This is a genomic window from Streptococcus infantis (assembly GCF_964243025.1).
Lineage (GTDB): Bacteria > Bacillota > Bacilli > Lactobacillales > Streptococcaceae > Streptococcus > Streptococcus infantis_N.
The window spans coordinates 236202-253483 of the sequence record NZ_CAXTDJ010000002.1; the positions used below are offsets into that span (position 1 = coordinate 236202).

14 protein-coding genes are annotated in these 17282 nt (G+C 41.1%); 3 read left to right on the plus strand and 11 right to left on the minus strand.

Annotated features, from left to right (window positions below; all coding sequences use genetic code 11):
- Nucleotides 1-31: 31 nt before the first annotated feature.
- Together ACESNQ_RS03465 and ACESNQ_RS03470 are read right to left on the minus strand one after the other, a co-directional pair.
- Entirely contained in the window at nucleotides 32-463 is a 432-nt protein-coding gene (locus ACESNQ_RS03465) for an Rrf2 family transcriptional regulator (RefSeq protein WP_373075042.1), read from the minus strand.
- Between the two features lie 70 nt (nucleotides 464-533).
- The gene (locus ACESNQ_RS03470) at nucleotides 534-1373 is read right to left on the minus strand and encodes a metallophosphoesterase family protein (protein ID WP_373075044.1); all 840 of its coding nucleotides are present in this window, start codon (nucleotides 1371-1373) and stop codon (nucleotides 534-536) included.
- 144 nt (nucleotides 1374-1517) lie between these two features.
- On the opposite strand from ACESNQ_RS03470, the gene ACESNQ_RS03475 reads away from it, so the two are divergent.
- The gene (locus ACESNQ_RS03475) at nucleotides 1518-1970 is read left to right on the plus strand and encodes a universal stress protein (RefSeq protein WP_373075046.1); all 453 of its coding nucleotides are present in this window, start codon (nucleotides 1518-1520) and stop codon (nucleotides 1968-1970) included.
- Nucleotides 1971-2002: 32 nt separating this feature from the next.
- On the opposite strand, the gene ACESNQ_RS03480 is transcribed toward ACESNQ_RS03475, so the two are convergent.
- Nucleotides 2003-3394, minus strand: a complete 1392-nt coding sequence (locus tag ACESNQ_RS03480; protein ID WP_373075048.1) for a Cof-type HAD-IIB family hydrolase — start codon at nucleotides 3392-3394, stop codon at nucleotides 2003-2005.
- 65 nt (nucleotides 3395-3459) lie between these two features.
- Here ACESNQ_RS03480 and ACESNQ_RS03485 point away from each other — a divergent pair, with 65 nt between their 5' ends.
- On the plus strand, nucleotides 3460-4422 hold the full coding sequence (locus ACESNQ_RS03485) for an asparaginase (protein WP_373075050.1): 963 nt from the start codon (nucleotides 3460-3462) through the stop codon (nucleotides 4420-4422).
- Nucleotides 4423-4459: 37 nt separating this feature from the next.
- Here the strand turns inward: ACESNQ_RS03485 and ccpA are convergent, their stop codons facing one another.
- The gene (gene ccpA / locus ACESNQ_RS03490) at nucleotides 4460-5467 is read right to left on the minus strand and encodes a catabolite control protein A (protein WP_373075052.1); all 1008 of its coding nucleotides are present in this window, start codon (nucleotides 5465-5467) and stop codon (nucleotides 4460-4462) included.
- Between the two features lie 204 nt (nucleotides 5468-5671).
- Here ccpA and ACESNQ_RS03495 point away from each other — a divergent pair, with 204 nt between their 5' ends.
- Complete coding sequence (locus tag ACESNQ_RS03495) at nucleotides 5672-5989, plus strand: DUF960 domain-containing protein (RefSeq protein WP_373075054.1); 318 nt, start codon at nucleotides 5672-5674, stop codon at nucleotides 5987-5989.
- 28 nt (nucleotides 5990-6017) lie between these two features.
- On the opposite strand, the gene folK is transcribed toward ACESNQ_RS03495, so the two are convergent.
- The 7 genes from folK to ACESNQ_RS03530 all read right to left on the minus strand — a co-directional run bounded on the left by folK (nucleotide 6018) and on the right by ACESNQ_RS03530 (nucleotide 17120).
- The gene (folK, locus tag ACESNQ_RS03500) at nucleotides 6018-6830 is read right to left on the minus strand and encodes a 2-amino-4-hydroxy-6-hydroxymethyldihydropteridine diphosphokinase (RefSeq protein ID WP_373075056.1); all 813 of its coding nucleotides are present in this window, start codon (nucleotides 6828-6830) and stop codon (nucleotides 6018-6020) included.
- A 39-nt stretch (nucleotides 6831-6869) separates the two neighbouring features.
- Complete coding sequence (folE, locus tag ACESNQ_RS03505) at nucleotides 6870-7424, minus strand: GTP cyclohydrolase I FolE (protein WP_373075058.1); 555 nt, start codon at nucleotides 7422-7424, stop codon at nucleotides 6870-6872.
- 3 nt (nucleotides 7425-7427) lie between these two features.
- The gene (locus ACESNQ_RS03510) at nucleotides 7428-8726 is read right to left on the minus strand and encodes a bifunctional folylpolyglutamate synthase/dihydrofolate synthase (protein ID WP_373075060.1); all 1299 of its coding nucleotides are present in this window, start codon (nucleotides 8724-8726) and stop codon (nucleotides 7428-7430) included.
- A 1-nt stretch (nucleotide 8727) separates the two neighbouring features.
- A complete protein-coding gene (gene folP / locus ACESNQ_RS03515; protein ID WP_373075062.1) occupies nucleotides 8728-9672 on the minus strand; it encodes a dihydropteroate synthase in 945 nt (314 codons plus the stop codon).
- 297 nt (nucleotides 9673-9969) lie between these two features.
- The gene (locus ACESNQ_RS03520; RefSeq protein ID WP_001096773.1) at nucleotides 9970-11169 is read right to left on the minus strand and encodes a phosphoglycerate kinase; all 1200 of its coding nucleotides are present in this window, start codon (nucleotides 11167-11169) and stop codon (nucleotides 9970-9972) included.
- A 371-nt stretch (nucleotides 11170-11540) separates the two neighbouring features.
- Nucleotides 11541-12077: a hypothetical protein gene (locus tag ACESNQ_RS03525; protein WP_373075064.1), complete on the minus strand. Its 537-nt coding sequence runs from the start codon at nucleotides 12075-12077 to the stop codon at nucleotides 11541-11543.
- 240 nt (nucleotides 12078-12317) lie between these two features.
- A complete protein-coding gene (locus ACESNQ_RS03530; protein WP_373075066.1) occupies nucleotides 12318-17120 on the minus strand; it encodes an endo-beta-N-acetylglucosaminidase in 4803 nt (1600 codons plus the stop codon).
- Between the last annotated feature and the right edge of the window lie 162 nt (nucleotides 17121-17282).

The following is a 17282-nucleotide window of genomic DNA, read 5'->3' on the forward strand; positions in this document are numbered from 1 at the left end:
TAAGAAAAGAGGAACTAAATTCCTCTTAACTTTAAATCCTTGCTTCTGCATCTGCCACTAGTTGAGCAAGACTAGTTTGACCCAACTCCTGCTCCATTGCCATCTGAATCTTATCGAGTTTTTGATCCAAAACCCCATGAATATTTGCTCCAATAGGACAATTTGGATTCGGATTGTCATGAAAACTAAAGAGTTGACCCGTTTTCCCGAGACATTCAACTGCTTGGTAAATATCCAAGAGACTGATATCCTCAAGATTTTTGATAATCTCTGCCCCTCCAGTTCCACGCGCGACGGAAATCAAGGCTGCTTTTTTCAGTTGGGACAAAGTTTTTCGGATAATAACAGGATTGACTCCAACACTACTAGCGAGAAAATCACTAGTCACCTTGCTTTCCTTCCCTTTTAGGGCAATGATTACCAACATATGTGTCGCAATGGTAAATCGGCTTGAAATTTGCATGCAGTCCTCCTTTATTATCAACAAAGCTCATTCTTCTCTTATATTTATTATAGCTCCTCTAGTTGTAATGTCAAGAGTTACGACTGAGCCAGTCATCCAATTCTACATCATGCCCTTGATTTTGAGCGATTTCATGCAATAAGTCCTGATTATGGGTATGGTGAATTCCATTGACTAAACTTTCATAGTAAATTTTATAGTAGGGCAACTGTAACTCTCTAGCCAGCTGCAATTCTGCCTCAACATCATAATCAACACGTCGAAAGTCTACATCCTTCAAGCCTTTGTCATCAAAATCCAAAATCATATATTGCGCCCGCAAATCCTTACGTAGATTTGCTGATAAAAAGAATGGTTGCCCAATCGAACCAGGATTCAAAATAAGTTGTCCACCACTTCCATAACGTAGAAATTGCTGGTGGATATGCCCATAGATGGCAATATCGCAGTCAGGATTCGTCACCAAACGGTCAAAATCTTCCTGCTTGCCAAGATGAATCAGTTCTCTTCCCCAATTTTTATCCGGCAAATGATGGCTTATCCCTACCTTCAGATTTCCCAACTGGCGGTGACTGTGCATAGGAAATGCTTGTAGAGCTTCAATTTCATCTAGACTAATTTCTTCCATGATATACTGGCATTGGCGCAAGAGGTAGCGATGACTGGGCCTACTCGTATCTAATTTTCGATGAGTAGCTCGCCACAAACTCTCTTCCCAATTCCCCAAAACTCGAACCGTAATTGGCAAGTCCTCTAATCGTCTGAGAATATTTTTTCGTCCTGTCCCAGGCATGAGAATATCTCCCAAAAGCCAATATTCCTCAACTCCTGCCTTTTCCGCATCTGCGAGAACTGCTTCCAATGCTCCTGTGTTGCCATGAATATCTGAAAGTACCGCAATTTTTATCATATCAATCCCTCTTGTTTTCTCACATTTAATTATAACACTCTCAAAACCAAAGTCAAAAAGCCTCTTTTTGCTATCATTTTTTACTTTACTTTTTTAGTGAAAAGGATTACAATGAAGGTGATAAGAAACGAGGAGGTTTTTGCTATGACACAACGTTACGAAAACATCATGGTAGCAGTCGACGGTTCTAAAGAAGCTGATTTGGCTTTTATCAAAGGAGTCCAGTCAGCATTACGTAACCAGGCTAAATTAACCATTGCCCACGTCATTGATACTCGTGCTCTTCAAAGTATTTCAACATTCGATGCAGAAGTTTACGAAGAGTTACAAGTCGAGGCACAAGAGTTGATGGCAGAATATCAAAAACGTGCAAGAGATGCTGGTGTCTCAGATATTCAAGTTGTCATCGAAATGGGAAATCCTAAAACACTTTTGGCTAAAACAATCCCGGACCAAGAACATGTTGATTTGATTTTGGTCGGAGCAACAGGACTTAACGCCTTCGAACGGTTACTTGTCGGATCTTCATCAGAATATATTTTACGACACACAAGCGTTGACCTTCTCGTCGTTCGAGACAAGGATAAAACTATATAAATAGACTAAAAAAGGAGCGAATGGGCTCCTTTTTATTGTTTATTTTCTCTTTCCTTATGACGTTCATAAGCCTTGATTTGGCGTTCAATTTCCTTTTTGATCGCAGGTTCTGGGGCGTATTTTTCTTTCCAGTTATCTGGTTTCAAGATTTTATGCGTCACAGGATCAAAATGGGCCTTGCCATCTGGGAAAATTTTACCCATGTTGGCTTGATGGACAATTTCAAAGATTCTCTCTGGGTCTACCCCCATCAGAACAAAACTTCCATAGGTAAAGTAAAGCGTATCAATCAAAGCATCTACTTGACCAACGAGGCTTTTCTCAGCTGGTGTTGATTTGCTTACTTTTTCGGCTGCTTTATCAAGTGCCTGGTGCAAATCTTGTACAGCTTGTTTGAATTCCTCTTCAGAATGGCTTGCAGCACGGACAAATTCAACTAACTCTTCAATCTTAAAGCCAGCGCGATGAGTTGCCCCTTGCAAATCCCAAGCTATTGGTTCTTCTTGAGTTCGCTCGTCCATCATACGATGGAAAGTTTTAACCTTGTTGAAATGATAGTCGCGACTGACAAAGACTTTTTCAGAAGACAAAACTCCAAAATATTCTAAAGCCTTGTGAATCCCATCATTTTGGTTGCTAGCAGTGATATGCTTGGCAACTTCTTTTACACTGCTACTACCATTTCCCATGGCAACAGACATACCAACACCCGCCAACATTTCCAAGTCATTATCCGAGTCTCCAAAGGCCATGACTTGATTGAGTTCAAAACCATACTCTTTTCCGACACGGCGAATTCCCTCTAACTTGGAATTTCCTTGATTGATAATGTCAGCCGCGAAAGGATTACTTCTGGTGAACTTCAGATTGTTTAATTCTTCAGCAGCATGGTTTGTCTCCTCAGGCGTCATCAACATGAGCACTTGATAGATCGGTTGATTGATTAAGTCCAACAAATCATCTTCCTTCTGAGGAAGGGCCTTACTGACCATACGATTAAAGGAATGACTAACAGTACGAGTCAAAAATTTAGGTACAAAACGACTAACTAATTGTGACAGAGGGCTGAGCCCAAAGGACATAATGCGAGAACCGACAACGTCTTGTCGCGTTCCCATGGCAATCTCTTTTCGATTTTTCTTGGCATAAGAGATGATTTGTCTAAGACTTCTCTTATCAATAGGGCTAGCAAAAAGAACACGATCTTTGTTAAAGATATATTGGCCATTATAGGTCACTGCAAAATCCAGGTCCAAATCATCCATCAAATCCTTAACAAAAAAAGGTCCTCGCCCTGTTGCTACCCCAACAAGCACCCCTTGTTCTTTCACAATCTTGATAGCTTCCTTAGTGGACTTCAAAACACTCTTACTGTCATTTACAAGCGTTCCATCAATATCAAAAAACACAGCTTTGACTTCCATTCTATCTCATTCCTTTCTTTTATGATACAATGATTATACCACATTTCAGAAAAAGTGAGTGAATCATGACTAAGAAAATCCTTGTTTTACATACTGGTGGCACTATCTCCATGCAGGCAGATGAATCTGGAGCTGTAAGGACTAGTGCTGATAACCCTATGAACCATATCTCTAATCCTCTAGAAGGTGTCGAAGTCCATTCCTTGGATTTTTTAAATTTACCTAGTCCCCATATCAAGCCTAAGCACATGTTAGCCCTCTACAAAAAAATTAAACAAGAGGCATCATCCTATGATGGTGTTGTTATTACACATGGGACAGATACCCTAGAAGAAACGGCTTATTTCCTCGACACCATGGAAGTACCTCATATACCCATCGTCCTGACAGGCGCTATGAGAAGCTCCAATGAACTGGGAAGCGATGGCGTCTACAATTATCTCAGTGCCTTACGAGTTGCGAGTGATGACAAGGCTTCAGATAAGGGTGTCTTGGTCGTTATGAACGATGAAATTCACGCCGCTAAATATGTCACAAAAACGCATACTACTAACGTTAGTACCTTTCAAACACCAACTCATGGACCACTCGGGCTCATTATGAAGCAGGAAATTCTCTACTTCAAGACGGCAGAACCTCGTGTTCGTTTTGACCTTGAGAGCATTCAAGGATTGGTTCCTATCATCCCTGTTTATGCGGGCATGACCGATGAACTTCTCGATTTACTTCCTGTTGACCAACTAGATGGATTGATTATTCAGGCTTTTGGTGCTGGAAATGTACCAAAGGAAACAGCTAAAAAATTAAAATCTCTTTGTCAATCAGGACTTCCTATTGCACTTGTTTCTCGTTGTTTCAATGGGATAGCAGAACCTGTTTATGCCTACGAAGGCGGTGGTGTCTGCCTACAAAATGACGGTATTTATTTTGTAAAAGAACTAAACGCTCAGAAAGCACGGCTAAAGCTCCTCATTGCAGTTAATGCAGGACTTAAAGACGATGAGCTCCGGGCATATATGGAAGGATAAGAAAAACCAGGAAATCAGCTAGATTCCTGGTTTTTTATTACTTTTTGCGAGTTGATTTGCGTTCTGTCAAACCGTGAGGGAGAAGAACTTCACGTTCCTCCAATTCTTCCTTATGCATAATCTTAGTCAACATACGCATACTAATCGCACCAAGGTCATACAAGGGTTGTGCGATAGTTGTCAGATTTGGTCGAGTATAGCTTGCGATTTGAGAATCATCACTTGTAATGATTTCAAAGTCTTCTGGTACTGAAACTCCATGGTCAGCTAAGCCGTTCAAGAGACCAGCTGCCAATTCATCACCCGTCACAATCGCTGCAGTTGCTTTTGAAGAAACTAAGCGTTCTGCCAAGGCATAGCCATCATCATAGCGATATTTAGACTCAAATACAAGACCTTCACTGTAGTTGACTCCTGCTTCTTTCAAAGCTTCTTTGTACCCAACCAAGCGAATTTTTCCGTTAATATCATCTACCAATGGTCCGCTAACAAAAGCAATCTTCTTGTTACGCTTCAACAAATGACGAACAGCATCCGCAGTAGCATTCTTATAGTCAATATTAACACTTGGAAGCTGGTGTTCTACGTCCACTGTTCCTGCAAGAACTACAGGGGTGCGTGAGCGTGAAAACTCTGAACGAATCTTTTCTGTCAAATGGTAGCCCATAAAGATAATACCATCGACTTGTTTTGAAAAGAGTGTATTAACTACTGCTACTTCTTTTTCATCATCTTCATCGCTATTAGCAAGGACGATGTTGTATTTGTACATTTCGGCAATATCATCAATTCCTTTTGCCAGAGCAGCGAAATAAGTATTTGTGATATCTGGAATGACAACACCGACAGTTGTTGTACGTTTGCTTGCCAAGCCACGAGCTACTGCATTTGGACGATAGTCTAGGCGTTCAATAACCTCTAGAACTTTCTTGCGAGTGTTCTCTTTGACATTCTTATTGCCATTGACTACACGACTGACTGTTGCCATTGAAACTCCTGCTTCTCGGGCAACGTCATAAATTGTTACTGTATCATCTGTGTTCATACCGTTTCCTTTCTAATGTTGAAAATTTTGTTTTCATGTTTACACCATTACTAGTTTACCATTTATTGTAAGCATTTTCAAGGGATATATAAAGTTTCTTTGAAAAAATTTCACCGATAATCATATTTTTGTAAATCAGTTTACTTTTCTTGATTTTTAGGCCAGTTTGCAGTATGATAATAAAAAATTAAGTAGGAGGCATGGATGGCTTTTACGGATTCTCATAGACGCTGTGCTAGCTTTGGTGTGGTAACCAATCTCCCAGACGATGTGATTGACTCAATCTGGTACATTATTGATCATTTTTTAAAGCATGTTTTTGAATTAGAAGATGAGTTGGAATTTCGACTATTAAATAACGAAGGCTCTATCACCTTCCGCTTTTCTAGTAAACATCTGCCTACAACGATTGACTTTGATTTCAATCATAGTTTTGATCCTTTGTATCCACCCAAAGTACTTGTGATGGATATGGATGGAAAGGAAACCATTCTCCTCCCTGAAGAAAATGACCTATTTTAAAAACTCTAGTCTCCTGACTAGAGTTTTCTTATTTTTTCAATTCTTGATACAAACGACGTATCGGTTGCCCTAGCACTGGATGGATAAAATGAGGTGCTATTTCTTGAAGTGACTCTAGGACAAAGAGGCGCTCAGCGATATAAGGATGTGGCAAGATGAGATCATCTGTATAGATAACTTGGTCCTCTACAAAGAGCAAGTCCAAGTCAATCAAGCGAGGTCCCCAATGCACTTCTCTAACCCGACCCATCTCTGATTCAATACTTAACAAAGTATTTAACAAGATTGGCGCCGGCAACCAAGTTTCCACTTCAAGAACTTGATTAGCAAAACTATCTTGCTCGACTCCGCCCCATGGCTCAGTCATAATCATACTAGACTCTTTGAGAACATGGATGCCACGAGCTCGCATTTTTTCAATCGCTTGCTTGAGATTAGCCGTCTTATCCCCCATATTGCTACCTAGAGCAATAAAGGCTCGTTGCTTGCGACGGCGAATGGTCACTGAGCAAGTATCTAATGGCAAATGTACTGGCGCCCAAGGTTTTTTTAGTTCCAGTTCAATTTCTTGAACTATTGGATAGGTTGCAAAAGTGAGCTCTACTAGTTTGTAGGCTACTGTTTCAATCAAGTCCTCAGTGGTTTCCTGAAACCAAGCTGTCCATTGTTGACACAGTTCTCCGTAGTGGATGGAAGACTCCAATTCCAACTCTGTCGCAGCCTTGGTCATATCATAGGATAAGCTTGCATCAATGATAAATTTTTGGCCCAGTTCCTTCTCACTCGGGAAAAGACCATGATAGGCAAAAATTTCCAGTTCCTTAATGCGCAATTGATCCATAACTAGTCCTTTCTAGAAAAATCTACATAAACAGATTTCTTATAACCCCATCAAACGGTATGCTTGATCTCGGAGGTCTTTATCCGTTTCAAAGACTCCACGAGCTACTGTTGTCAAGGTTGCAGTTCCTGGTTTTCGGACACCTCGCATACTCATACACATATGCTCTGCTTCAATCACAACAAATGCTCCCTTAGCACCTAGATAGTCCATCAAAGCATCAGCCACTTCGATATTCAAGCGTTCTTGAATCTGTGGCTTTTTAGCATAAACCTCAACTGTACGTGCCAGCTTTGACAAACCTGCCACCCGTCCATCTGGAATGTAGGCGATATGAGCTTTTCCATAAAATGGCAAGAAGTGATGTTCACACATGGTATGGAAAAAGATATCCTTTTCCACTACCATATTGTCATCGATAATTTCAAAGGATTTTGACAAATGCTCCTCTGCAGTTTGCCCAAGACCTGAAAAAATCTCTTGATACATGCGGGCTACACGAGCTGGTGTCTCCTGCAATCCTTCGCGGTTGATATCTTCACCAACTGCTTCGATAATCATTTTTACAGCCGTCTCAATTTTTTGTGTATCCATTCTCTAGTTTTTCCTCTCCATCAGATAGGCTCTCACCTGGCTCAAGAAATACAAGGAGCCCGTTACTATCCTAACTGTTTTTTTCTCTTCAATATCTATCATACTTTGGTCTAGAAATGCCTGCCAACTTTGGTAATTTAGATTTCTAGAATGAGCTGCCTGTTTTAGCACCTCTTCGTCTGTCGCTCGACCATCATCAAAGTGAGTCAATGTCAGCTCAGTATCTAGCAAAGTTCCTAACAAGTCTAACATATCCTCTAAAGCCTTGGTTTTTATACATGTAAAAAGTATTTCCTTGTGATAATCAGCAAATCGTTCTTTCAGGGTAGCTAATAAAGCTTTGATTGCATGTGGATTGTGGGCCCCATCTAAAATCATCAAGGGACTTCTAGAAACAACTTCAAAGCGTCCAGGCCAACTTGTTTCTTCTAAGGCTTGAGCTAACAAGTCATTTTCTGGTAATTCTCGTCCAGTCTCTTGACAATAGGTATCTAACAGGGTTATGGCCATCCCAGCATTCTCTATCTGGTGCAAACCCAGCAATCCTGTCTGAAAGCGACCTTGTCTAAGCGGGCTTGTATAGTCAAAGACTTCTCCCGTCCCCACACTCCCTTGATGACTCACTTGATAATCTTCCTCATAAACAAACCTAGGAGCCTCTTTCGCTTTCGCGATTTGGTTGATAACTGCTAAGGCTTCTGGGACAATATTCCCTGTTACCAGGGGAACTCCTTGTTTGATAATTCCAGCTTTCTGCTCCGCGATAGCTTCCAAGCTATCCCCTAGTAGAGCTACATGGTCCAACCCAATGGTCGTAATGCCCGTTAAAATCGGTTGACAGACATTGGTGCTATCCAAAAGTCCGCCCATACCTACTTCCATAATGGCCACATCGACTTGCTCAGAAGCAAAATAATCATAGGCTATAGCAGTGATAATCTCAAACTCTGTCGTTCCCTGCAAATCATGAGCATGTTCCCCCTCAAGTAGTGAGCGATAGTCTACCATCAAGGTCTCTAATCTTGCTTCTGGGACAGATTCCTCATTAATGGCAATCTGATCGGTATAATGAATCAGATAGGGTGAGCTAAAGACTCCAACTCTTAGCCCCATCTTTACCAACATGTTCTTCAAAAAGGCTATAGTAGATCCCTTACCATTGGTTCCTCCGATATGGATAACCTTGAGTTTCAGATGGGGATTGCCACGTAGGGCTAACAGCTTCACCATCCTTTCCAAACCAAAATGCGGTTGGTCTGTCCGATAGTTAGCTATCCACTGTTTCGTTTCGTTTTTATTCATCTTATTTATACTGTTTCAAGTTTAAATTTTCCGCATCATCTGCCAGACGGATGGCTGATGCGATTTCAACTGCCATCTTGTGGCTGGCTACATCGTGTACACGCACCACTTCCACACCTTGTCTAGCGGCGATACTAGTCACATGAGCTGAAGCCGTATCACGATTGCGGAAGCCAGCTTCAGTATCTGGATTGACTTCAAATCCATTTTCTTCAAGGATATTGATGACAAAGCGCTTGCGAGAGACTCCTAAAAAGATAGGATAGCCCATCTCGTGTAATTTATCAAGGTCACGTAGAAGTAGCAGATTTTCCTTTTTGGTCAAGCCAAAGCCAATCCCAGGATCTAGCATAATCTTTTCTTTCGAAATCCCTGCTTTTTCCGTTCTTACTAGAGCACGATCAAAGAAAGCTGTCATCAATTCTTCAACTGATAGTTGTTCAAATTCAGCCAAGTCTTCCTTTGTAAAAGTCTCTCCAAATCCGAAATGAGGAAATATGAGTGAACTAGGGTGCTGAGGGCGTGCCATGACTGGATTAAACATGATGACTACCTGAGCTCCAGCTCTGGCAACCACCTCTGCCATCTTCTCGTCACCCATGAGGCCTGTAATGTCATTGACTATATTGGCTCCAGCCTGTAAAGCTGCTTCTGCAACTTGACTCTTCCAAGTGTCGACCGAAATCAGAACATCACTTTCTTGACGGATAGCCTGAATGACCGGAACGACACGTTGGATTTCCTCTTCTATCTCAACGTAACTACTTCCAGGTCGAGTAGATTCACCACCGATATCTAAGATAGTAGCACCTTCAGCTATCAATTTTCGAGCCTGTTTTAAGGCTTCTTCAATAGCAAAAAATTGGCCCCCATCAGAAAAAGAATCTGGGGTGACATTGATAATACCACAAATAGCTGTTTTTGTCTGATTGTCTCTTTTTTCCACGATTATCACTCAAATTTCATTTAGATTGGTATTCCTCTATTTTACTGTTTTTTTTGGATTCTGTCCAATTATCCCTCGGTACTCTCAAACTTTAAAAGAGCGCAAAAAAAGAAAGTGGGACAGAAATCGGTAATTCGTTAGAATTCGATTTCGTCGTCCCACCTCCGCACAGTTGAGTAGGGTTGTAAAAGCTGATGAAATCAGCGTAGTAGAGCCCACTCAACCACTGCGTCCTGCTCGACAATCCAAAGACAATTGAGAGGCTAGAACTTTGTCCCAGCCTCCTTTTTTATAATCTTATTTTTCAGTCAAAGCTGCAAGTCCTGGAAGAACTTTACCTTCAAGGAGTTCCATTGAAGCACCACCACCAGTAGAGATCCATGAGAATTTGTCTGCACGTCCAAGGTTGATCGCTGCAGCAGCTGAGTCACCACCACCGATGATTGATTTAACGCCTGGTTGTTTCACGATAGCGTCCATCACACCGATTGTACCAGCTTGGAAGTCAGGGTTTTCAAATACACCCATTGGTCCGTTCCATACAACTGTTTTCGCACCAGTCAAAGCTTCGTCAAATTTAGCAATAGATTTAGGACCGATATCCAAACCAAGGAATCCTGGGTCTACTGCTTCACCTTCAGTGTCTTTCACTTCAGTGTAGTCAGCAAATGCGTTCGCTTCTTTTGAGTCAACTGGCAAGATCAATTTGCCGTTTGCTTTTTCAAGAAGAGCTTTAGCGACATCCAATTTGTCTTCTTCTACAAGTGAGTTACCGATTTCGATACCTTGTGCTTTGTAGAATGTGTAAGTCATACCACCACCGATAAGAACTTTATCAGCTTTTTCAAGCAAGTTTTCGATAACACCGATCTTGTCTGAAACTTTTGAACCACCAAGGATGGCTACGAATGGACGTTCTGGAGCTTCAACCGCTTCTTGGATGTAAGCAATTTCGTTTTCAAGAAGGAAACCAGCAACAGCTTTTTCAACGTTTGCTGAGATACCAACGTTAGATGCGTGTGCACGGTGAGCTGTACCAAATGCATCATTTACGAAGATACCATCTCCAAGTGATGCCCAGTATTTACCAAGTTCAGGATCGTTTTTAGATTCTTTCTTGCCGTCAACATCTTCGTAACGAGTGTTTTCAACCAAGAGAACTTGTCCATCTTCAAGAGCGTTAACAGCTGCTTCCAATTCAGCACCACGAGTAACACCTGGGATAAATTTAACTTCTTGACCCAATTTAGCAGCCAAGTCAGCAGCTACAGGAGCAAGTGATTTACCTTCTTTATCTGCTTCTTCTTTTACACGTCCAAGGTGAGAGAAGAGGATTGCACGTCCACCTTGTTCAAGGATGTACTTGATAGTTGGAAGAGCTGCAGTGATACGGTTGTCGTTAGTAATCACGCCATCTTTTACAGGTACGTTGAAGTCAACACGAACGAGAACTTTTTTCCCTTTCAAGTCAACGTCTTTAACAGTCAATTTTGCCATTAGATATGACTCCTTCTTTTTTTTTACGTGTTAATTATATCACAAAATCAATAAAAGAGATAGCAAAACCTTAAACTTTTCCCTGAAACGGCTCTCTCTAGTAAATTAAACTCAATCTTTACTTTCTAAGGAAATCCATCACTGTTTTTATCTTCATCTATGGTATGCTGCTCATTTATAAAGGAAGAGCTATTGTCTGGAGTTGTGTCTTTATTTTTTCTTAACTAGCTCTTCAGAAACTGCTCAATTTTCAAAATCTATTTTGAAAGTTTTATATTGAAATAGAAAATGCCATCGAAAGGTTAACCTGTTTCTAAAGGTTGAATCACTTTTGTTCAGTTTAATTTCAAATTAAAGACTTATCCGCATCTCTAATTAAACCTGTCCTGATACTTCATGTTAAACAACCACTGAAGATTGATGAGGGGTTTACTCTGTACATCAAGTACCGGTTGAACGGTTTCTCGAATCTCTCCTTTTATCTTTGTTTCATCAATTGTTGCAATATCAATTTTTTTATAATCTTTGTCGAGAGCCCACTCAAGCTCAAAATTCTTATCAAACTTATAGGACACATCGTTTTTATCACTGTAGTGATAACCTTCATCAAACTCACTAAAACTGGTAGGATGACCACTTGAATCAATAGAATTTTCGATAAAATTCGCTCCATCATCATCATAGCGAATACCTTCAATTTTCGGAGTATAAATCTCCCCCATGTTTTCAATCAACATGACTAAGTCGGGTTCTGTTCCCTCCTTATGAGGCATCCGTTGTGCATAATAGACTGAGTTAGATAGCAAATTAATCGTAGTAACAGCATACATACTCGCTCCTATAAATACTACTAAGCCAATACTCACTACTACAATGATTACAGCAATTACTACTTTTAATAATTTCATCTTCTTTTTCCTTTCCTATTCCCAAACCAATTCTTGATGGGAGTATCGATAAATATCTTTTAGAACTCAATATATAATCAATCTTCAAAGCAAAACATGCAGATATCTCACTACAACAATTCTTATGAAATAATAAAAATCTTAACATAAACATTCTAAGAATGCAAAAAGGCAGGAGCCAAAAATAGCTCTTGCCTTTTAATACTATTATCTTGTCAGACAGTAATTTAGAAGTTCAACTTAATCTTCTTTTTTCTTTTGCGCTAGAAGTCCAAAGCCACCTAGGACTCCAACCAATCCAAGAGCCAGAAGATTTGCATCTGTTCCTTCACCTGTACTTGGGAGTTGTTTTCCTTCAGGTTTTTCAGCTTGTGCTTCTGCTTTTGCTGGTTCCTGCTTAGCTGCTTGTGCTACTGGAGCAGGTGCAAGAGGTTTGTCATCTTGGACATCCACTTTTGGCCCAATCTCAACAATCTCAGTAACAGTTTCTTTGATAAGCTCTGTTCCCTTAAGGCTGCGGTTGCCTTCTGTATCAACTTCTACAAGATTTCGACGAAGTCCTTCAACTCCTGCTTGAACCAAGCGACGCTCTCCTGCTTGAAGGCTAGGATTTACTCGTTCTTCATGGTCGTATGCAACTTTTTCTTCTTCAATCACCAATGCTGGATTGCTGATAGTCAAATCTTTGACTCCGTCTAGCGGTTGAACACGACTTTCTACCTTGGTACCAACTTCAGTAATCTCAGCCACTGCTTCCTTGACTACTTCTGTCTTAAGAAGAGTGCGGTTACCTTCTGTATCTACTTCAATCAGACGACGAGTTTGACCTTCCACACCTGCCTGAACGATTCTACGTTCACCCACCAAGAGGTCGCCTGACGGACGTTCTTGGCGTTCGAAGGCTTGAGTTTCTGTTTCAACCACTAGCTCAGGTAGAGCTTCAACTGTTGGAGCAGTTTCACCTTCTTCTAAGCTACCCACATGGTGGCTTTCTTCTGCAGGAGCTAGTTTCTTGCTCAGCTTTTCTTTCATGTCCGCAAAGGCTTCTGGACTTGGATTTGTTGAGCCAATAAGAGTTTCTGCTTGAGCGATGATTGGATCGTCTGCATTTTTCTCACGAACTTTTCCTAGAAGAGTTTCAAGCTCTTCCTTAGCTGTTTGATAAAGCTGTACACCATCCAAGTCTGCACCAGCTTGTTTCAAGTCATTCAAGGCTTGGTTGACTGTTTCTTGACTAGCATTATGGTTTTCTAAGATGGCTTTTGCTGCAGCAAGCTTCTCAACTAGAGCTGCTTGTTTTGCTGCATCCGCAAATGTATAAGCTAATGTTTCTTTGCGTCCTTGAGCAGATGTGATTTCTTGTTTCAGATATTCGTCGTTAATGGCTGCCTTAGGTGATACTAGAACATCAAATTCGACAGTTTGTCCTTGATAGTGCAACTCAAGTTTTTGACGGCCTGTCTTTTGAGGATCATAGCCTGTAATTTCGACTCCTTGGTCTGTAAAGCTATGTTCTGTCTCAGTTTCATCGTCATACAAGACCTTGAAGCGTCCTTCTGATAAATCAAGAGCATCGCCTACAAAGTAATCAATCTTCGGTTGTTTACTAATATACAGGGCTGCGACTTCTTTTGGACCAGCTTCTTCACCAGTCACTTGAACCTTGACGCTTCCTGCAACTGGAAGACCAAGATAGGTTACTGTTAACTCTTGTTCACCATGATGGTGAGCATCATAGCCGTTAACAACTACACCTGCATGACTGAGGTTGATGACTTCATCTGCTTCTTCTCCCTCATATTTGACACGGAGAAGACCACCTTTGAGATTCAATTCCTCGCCATCTTGGTAAGTCGTCTTTTTAGGTGTTGCTTCTAGACTGATAGCCTTAATCTTTCTATCATCCTGAGGAATCGTCACAGCAAGAGTATTACTGATTTCTTTCCCTGGCAATTGTGTACGATAGTAAAGAAGGCTTGGACGTTTTTCAAAACTCAATGGTTCTGTTGCTAAATCCCCTCCAACTACTGTGTTTAAAGTAGCGATTGGAGTTTGTGAATCTGCCTTGTCATAGACTGTAAGGGTTGCTCCAGCAGGAACTTCTGAGAATCCAAGTTGAATCTTATTGTCTGTCAGAACACGCGCTGCAACTTTAGCCATTGGGATGTTTTGACTCTCCGTATCAAGAGTTTCATACATCTTCCAGTTGTAGATACGAATGGCTTTCCATGGTGTTCCATTGTCAGACGTGATGACATGCAAACGCCATTCTTGCGCAGTGATTGGACTATCAAGGGTAATATCTGAAACATGGGCTCTGTTGCCACGAACAGCCTTGGCTAGTTTCCATTCTCCAGCTTCATCCTTGTAGTAGAGGTCAAAGTCCTTAGTATTCATCAAACCATCGTTGACAGATTCTCCACCAGCACCGGCATGGTCCATGACCCATCTAACGACACGGCGTGGTTGTGTCAAACGGATATCAACGCTACCACTCAACTGAGCAGAAGACCATTTGTCAGATAAGCTAGTGATAGTTCCATTCAACATTCCTTCGATACCTTCTCCGCCTTCTGTGTCTGGGAAGGTACTTCCGATAACAGTCGCTCCTGGAACGATGTTTTCTGCTAGTGGTCTTGGAAGGCTTGTATCTTGGACAGTCATTCCCCACTCAAAGTTTGTAGTTGCTGCTTCAGAACGAAGACCATTCTTACCAACTGCGACAACCTTCAACTCTTGACTAGTTCCAGTTGCACTAGCTGAACGGCTAACTTTTGGTAGGTAGATAGTAGTGGCAGATGAGCCTGTCAATAGGCGCCAAGCATCGCCATCCTTCTCATAAACTTCATAGAAATCAGCATCTTTATTTCCAGTAAATTGGACAATGGCTTCTGCTTCTTGAGCATTTTTCAGAGATTGTTTAGCTACTTTAAGAGCTGTTGGTACTTGAGGAGCCTCTTGATTATCTGTAACAGTCAACTCACCCAAGTTAAATTGATAACCCTTAAGGGCAGCAGTATTTTCAAAAGTGAGCTTGATGCCGTAAATAGTCTGACCTGCCAAGGCACTCAAATCAAATTCATCTTTTGTCCAGTCGTCAGATAGAGTCAGCTCTTTACGAGCATTCTCGCCACCATAGGTATAGTTTTTCTGAGTCGCAAACTCTACATAGACCTTGCTTCCCTTACCACCTTTATGGGCAACACGAAGTTTTGTTTTATCTGTTACTTCCAGTTTTGTAGAGTAAAGACGAACATCTTGGTTGGTATTTTCAGCTAAATCACCCGCAAATTTGAGTGAATTCCCTCCATTGTAGGCATCTTCAAAGTCATAATCAGCTTGAAGTTTAGCACCTGATGAAGTTTGCCACCAGCGCCATGTAGGCAAGATACCTGATACAGAACGATAGTTCCATTCAGAATCCTTAGAAACTTTGCCGTCTACAAACCATTTTTTACCATGTCCTGTGTTAAAGGATGTTGTAAAGGTACGGCCTACTGCTGGTGTACGGTCAGCTACAAGGTTGGCAATTCCGTACCAGTCCTTATCTTCTGGTTTTTGTCCAGTTGGATCTCCTTGGTAACCTGTAAAGAAGATATTTTCATTCTTGTGATAGTCTTCTCCAGTCTTACCAAGACTAGTGATAGTATCAGGCGCAAAGAGACCAAGTGATAAGCGGAGCTTGCCTTTTTCATCAAAAAGAGCATCCCATTTCACTTTTGTCTTGTAAGAACCACCTTGTTGCAATTCCAAACCTGCAAAAACATCATACTGACTGCGTCCTAGCCATTGCGCCATTGTTACAGAGTAATCATTTTTCTCTTTAGTCCAGTTAAAATTTGCAAAGAAGTGATCTGCAGGTACTTTATCGCCTTCTTTTTCCATGAATTGGTAATTGTATTCACCCAAACCATCTGCATGATAACGGCCGTATTCATAAGTCATGGCATCGTACCAAGAATATTTCACTGGATGATTGACTTGAGCCGCATATTCCTTGGTATAGAGCATGAAGTCACGCATTTTCTTACCGAGAGGCGTTACGATATCTCCTGTTGTTTCTTGGTTGATAAAATAGCCGTCAAATCCATAGTATTTAGCCAAATCAACCAACTTGCGAGCGATAGGGAAAGTACCGTCTTCGTCTTGTTGAAGAGCTTCGGCAAATTTTTCTTGGTCTGCAATACTATTAGACCAGTTAAAGAAAAGAGTACCCAATACTGGAACACCATTACGGTGACCAGCATCAATCACGTCCGGAGTTGGAACGAGCCCTTCCCAGAAGACCATTGAATTCAAGTATTGCCAGTAGTCAAAAGCATAGGCTTTAAACTCTTCACCACCTACAGAAGCGTGGTCTTTAGCCTTAGAGTTGGTATTGGCAAGAGCTTCAACCTTGGCATCTTTATTGGCTTTTTCGTTGACTACATGCCCACGGTAACGTTTAGCCAATTCAACTGAAGAACGATTAATAGCGTCGTCTTCACGGGCACCCGGTTCCCATTTCAACAAATCTTCCCAAGTGTCAAATTTAATTTCTTTTGGTCGAAGACTTTTTTCTTCTTTCTTAGGAACATCTGAAACAGTTGCTTTCTCTTCAGCCTTATTTTCTGTAGCTACAGGTGCTTCTTCAGCCTTATTTTCTGTAGCTACAGGAGTTTCTTCAGCCTTATTTTCTGCAGCTACAGGTGCTTCTTCAGCCTTAGGCGCTTCAGCAACCGGACTAGCTACTTCCTTATCAGCTGCAGTCAATTGGTCCAAGGTTGGTTTTTCTTCTGAAATAGGTTGTTCACTAACCTTGTTTTCTGTCTCTTCCAACTGCTTTAATACCTCAGGTGAAGCTGTAGTTGGTTGCTCTGATGGGGCAGGCGATGCTTGCTCTGTAGCCACAGCAGTAGTCCTTGTTTCATTCGCTGGGATTGCAACTTCTTCTGCTAGAGCTTGGTTGGCAAATAAAACCGAACCAATCATCAAAGAGCAGGCACCCACTGATAATTTTCGAATACTATAGCGACAACGTTTCTCAAAAAATGGATTCTTCATTTTTTCTCCTTTCACTTCCAAAAAAAGTAAGCGCTTTATTTTTATTTTAAAAAAGTAACTGCCCTCAAAATAGCAGAACTGTTCATTTTTATTTTACGATATTTATAAGTAGAGTCAACAGTCATCCTAAAATATCTATAAAGGGGTGAATAAATAATATAA

What these genes read in the sequence shown, in the direction of transcription:
- ACESNQ_RS03465 (WP_373075042.1), bottom strand. Translation starts at nt 463, where the DNA reads ATGCAAATTTCAAGCCGATTTACCATTGCGACACATATGTTGGTAATC.
- ACESNQ_RS03470 (WP_373075044.1), bottom strand. Translation starts at nt 1,373, where the DNA reads ATGATAAAAATTGCGGTACTTTCAGATATTCATGGCAACACAGGAGCA.
- ACESNQ_RS03475 (WP_373075046.1), top strand. Translation starts at nt 1,518, where the DNA reads ATGACACAACGTTACGAAAACATCATGGTAGCAGTCGACGGTTCTAAA.
- ACESNQ_RS03480 (WP_373075048.1), bottom strand. Translation starts at nt 3,394, where the DNA reads ATGGAAGTCAAAGCTGTGTTTTTTGATATTGATGGAACGCTTGTAAAT.
- ACESNQ_RS03485 (WP_373075050.1), top strand. Translation starts at nt 3,460, where the DNA reads ATGACTAAGAAAATCCTTGTTTTACATACTGGTGGCACTATCTCCATG.
- ccpA (WP_373075052.1), bottom strand. Translation starts at nt 5,467, where the DNA reads ATGAACACAGATGATACAGTAACAATTTATGACGTTGCCCGAGAAGCA.
- ACESNQ_RS03495 (WP_373075054.1), top strand. Translation starts at nt 5,672, where the DNA reads ATGGCTTTTACGGATTCTCATAGACGCTGTGCTAGCTTTGGTGTGGTA.
- folK (WP_373075056.1), bottom strand. Translation starts at nt 6,830, where the DNA reads ATGGATCAATTGCGCATTAAGGAACTGGAAATTTTTGCCTATCATGGT.
- folE (WP_373075058.1), bottom strand. Translation starts at nt 7,424, where the DNA reads ATGGATACACAAAAAATTGAGACGGCTGTAAAAATGATTATCGAAGCA.
- ACESNQ_RS03510 (WP_373075060.1), bottom strand. Translation starts at nt 8,726, where the DNA reads ATGAATAAAAACGAAACGAAACAGTGGATAGCTAACTATCGGACAGAC.
- ACESNQ_RS03520 (WP_001096773.1), bottom strand. Translation starts at nt 11,169, where the DNA reads ATGGCAAAATTGACTGTTAAAGACGTTGACTTGAAAGGGAAAAAAGTT.
- ACESNQ_RS03525 (WP_373075064.1), bottom strand. Translation starts at nt 12,077, where the DNA reads ATGAAATTATTAAAAGTAGTAATTGCTGTAATCATTGTAGTAGTGAGT.
- ACESNQ_RS03530 (WP_373075066.1), bottom strand. Translation starts at nt 17,120, where the DNA reads ATGAAGAATCCATTTTTTGAGAAACGTTGTCGCTATAGTATTCGAAAA.